The 2954-nt window shown below is 53.7% G+C and carries 2 protein-coding genes and 1 pseudogene; 2 read left to right on the forward strand and 1 reads right to left on the reverse strand.

Going from position 1 to position 2954, the window contains the following annotated elements:
• The first annotated feature begins 426 nt into the window (after positions 1-426).
• Entirely contained in the window at positions 427-1431 is a 1005-nt protein-coding gene (locus AC13EK_RS01450) for a nucleoid-associated protein (RefSeq protein WP_228221999.1), read from the forward strand.
• Positions 1424-2605 (forward strand): hypothetical protein, encoded by a 1182-nt coding sequence (locus AC13EK_RS01455; RefSeq protein ID WP_069336635.1) that lies wholly within the window; start codon positions 1424-1426, stop codon positions 2603-2605. Before AC13EK_RS01450 ends, AC13EK_RS01455 begins: the two co-directional genes overlap by 8 nt.
• A 211-nt stretch (positions 2606-2816) precedes the next feature.
• On the opposite strand, the pseudogene AC13EK_RS01460 reads toward AC13EK_RS01455, so the two are convergent.
• A pseudogene (locus AC13EK_RS01460) lies at positions 2817-2954 on the reverse strand (IS5 family transposase); the annotation flags it as partial.

The raw sequence follows: 2954 nt of genomic DNA on the forward strand, positions 1-2954 counted from the left end.
ATCGTTCATGGCGGGTGTGGCCCGTGGCTTTTTCTGTCCCGGAGAAGGGATGGTTTAGACACCCAATTTCCTACTTCAGAACAGAACCTTACGCTACTCCCGCCAACCCTCCTGACCGCCCCGGTGAATAGGAGAGGCTAGAGTTTCCGGTGCTTTTTTCATCAGAGGATCACGGCTGATTTTCAACTTCTGCTCCTCTGGAGGGGGAGTAATGTCAACTTCTGCTCCGATCCCTATTTATCGGCGATTCAGATGAACCTTCATCGCGTCGAGAAGATTCCTAGCCGAAGCCCAGAGCATGATATCTGCGCTAAATCTGCGACACCTTGCTTATCGCTCGCTCGTGCTTCAAAGTTTTGCGTCACAGTCGGACGTCCCAAGGATTGGTCATGTCCGTCACGGTTTTGGACGTTGGGGGGATTATTGGTGACCGAGATAATTGCGCTTGCGATTCATGACCTGAATCGTAGCGATGCTGGCTATTCTGTCGCGCTCTCCAAGAAGTTGCTTGACGTGACCGACACGACGCTTCGTGTCATCTCCACGGTCTATGAACTTTACAACAGCCGGACTTCCAAGTCTCACGGTCGGTTCACAACGGCAGAAGGTTCTCCCACCGAGGGGCAAATCCGTGCCTATGTTGAGGCCAAGGAGAAGGACTTCCTCGGTCTTACCGGCAAGATGATGGACAATCTGGCGCGGGAAGCGGGAAAGAAATCTGCTTCAGTCGGCGGGCATGTGTTTTTTGCTCACTTCCGACGGGATGGTTCAGATTTCATGCTCGTCACGGTGGTCACCGACAAGCTGAGCGCGGCCCTGACCAAAAATCATGGAATGGAGGACGTCGAGCACCTCGATCTCGATGGTTTCCGCTTCGCCGGCCGCATTAATCTTACCGCTTGGGCGGACAAGCAGGACCGCTACCTGAGCTTCTTGAAAGGCAAGGGTTCGATATCCGATTATTTTCGTGATTTCCTTGGCTGCGATTCGGCGGTTCTGGAGCGTAAGGACACTCAGAGCCTCGTGGATGCACTGAAGGAATTTACGCTTACTGAAAAGATGGTCGACACCGAGGCGACGGCGTTCCTGTCCGATGCCTTAGATTATCTTGGCAAGGCGAATAAGGCAAAGGAGCCGGTGGATTTCGAAGCTATGGCAAATCGCCTGATGCCGAAGGAACCCGGCAGGCTATCGAAATTTCTGGCCAATACCGATCGCCAGCTGAATGAAGGCTATGTTCCGAACGCCAGCGCATTGAAAGCCCTCGTGAAAGTGACCGCCAAAACGAAGATGTGGTCGGTCGAATTCACGCGTGAAGCAATCGACCAGAGCAAAGTCGTGTTCGACAAGGACAAGAAATCCCTTACGTTGATGGATGTGCCAGACGAGCTGATCAATCAGATGCGCGCCGAAGGGATGATCAGTGATTGATGTTACGTTTGCCGATCTTGTCGAGATATACCGCGCTACGCGGTTCGATGATGAGAACGGCGACGTTCTGACGATCAAGAGCGACCATATGGTGGCAGTTTTAACCGCCATCATGGAGATCGATACGCATTACAACGATGCCCAGATTTCGGTCGAGGACGGCTATGATCTGGCCGTCGGGGCAGAAGTGCCGGTAACGATTGGTCGGCCCAATGTGGCGAAGATGGGCCTGTTGGTTTCCACTTTGGATGATCTGTTCAAGGCGCCTGGCGCCATGCTCGCGGAGCCTCAGCGGTATTACATCAAGAAAGAGCATTACGCGTCGGGTGATAACCCTGTCCCGCCAAAACTGCTTGCGTATCGTGCAGTCTTGGACGTGCTCAAGATACTTCGCGATAGCGCGTCGCTGGTTGATGAAACGATGCGTCAGCTGATTTTCATCGGCAAAGAGAAGGTCGTCGTGCCGATCCAGTTTGGTTCAATGGACCTTCGCGGCGACGTGGTGGGTCAGGCTGCGCGGCTGACGAAGCTGTTCGCGGACGAATTGCACTTGGATGAGAAGCGGACGATTCTTCAGACCACCCTCATCGAAATGGTGCGTTCGCTACGCGACAAGGATCGGTTCGGTTTCCTAATCCGGAATCTAGATCGCCTCGCGAATGAGGTGGAGAAGGGATACCGACTCTTCACCTCGAGCTTCTCGTACTCGAAGATCCGCAATGAGGTTGAAACGGCGCGACTGGATTTCGTGGGCAAGATCCACAAGACCATCGTAGATATCCAAGGCCAGCTCCTTGGCATTCCTGTCGCAACGATCGTCGTGGTTTCCCAACTCAAGAAGGTGCCGGCATCGTGCGGCCTCGAGTTCTGGACGAACCTTGGCGTGCTTATAGGAGCAATCGTCTTCGCGGTGATGTTGGGGATTGCCGGGCTGAACCAGTGGAAGACGCTCAATGTTATCGCGACAGAGGTGAAGCGGCAAAGCACCCGCCTCAGCGACGACTTTGCCATGATCGCCGATCAATTCTCTGATGTGTTCGATGACCTCCACGCCCGCATCAAGTGGCACCGCGCTGCTCTTCTTGTCGTTGGCGGCGTTCTGTCGCTCGGCGTGATTATAACGGCAGTCGCAGTCTGGAGGCTTTTGCCGGCCAACGGTTGGCAATGCCTCTGAAGGGATGCTGCATGGATTTCCAGCCGCGATCTTCGTCGGAAATCAAGATCGCATCGTAGAGGAATGCATGAGCAATTATCGGGCGGCACTCACGGATAGAGAAGAAGCTTTGGTTCCCCGGATGGTCCGCGGATAAGCGGCATCAGAAAACTTCTGTCTAAAGTGCAGCCTGATTCCAAAGGATCTGTAATCCCCATAAAATGAGGGTAAGCTAGGTTTCGTGGACAAAGGGTATCCATTGCAGGGCTGAGACGAGATTGACGAAGCCGAGGTAGGACTCTTTGGTTTTGTCGTATCGAGTTGCGATACGCCGCCAGTTCTTGAGTTTGTTGAAGAGGCGTTCGACAAG

It is taken from the genome of Sphingobium sp. L-44, assembly GCF_056859495.1.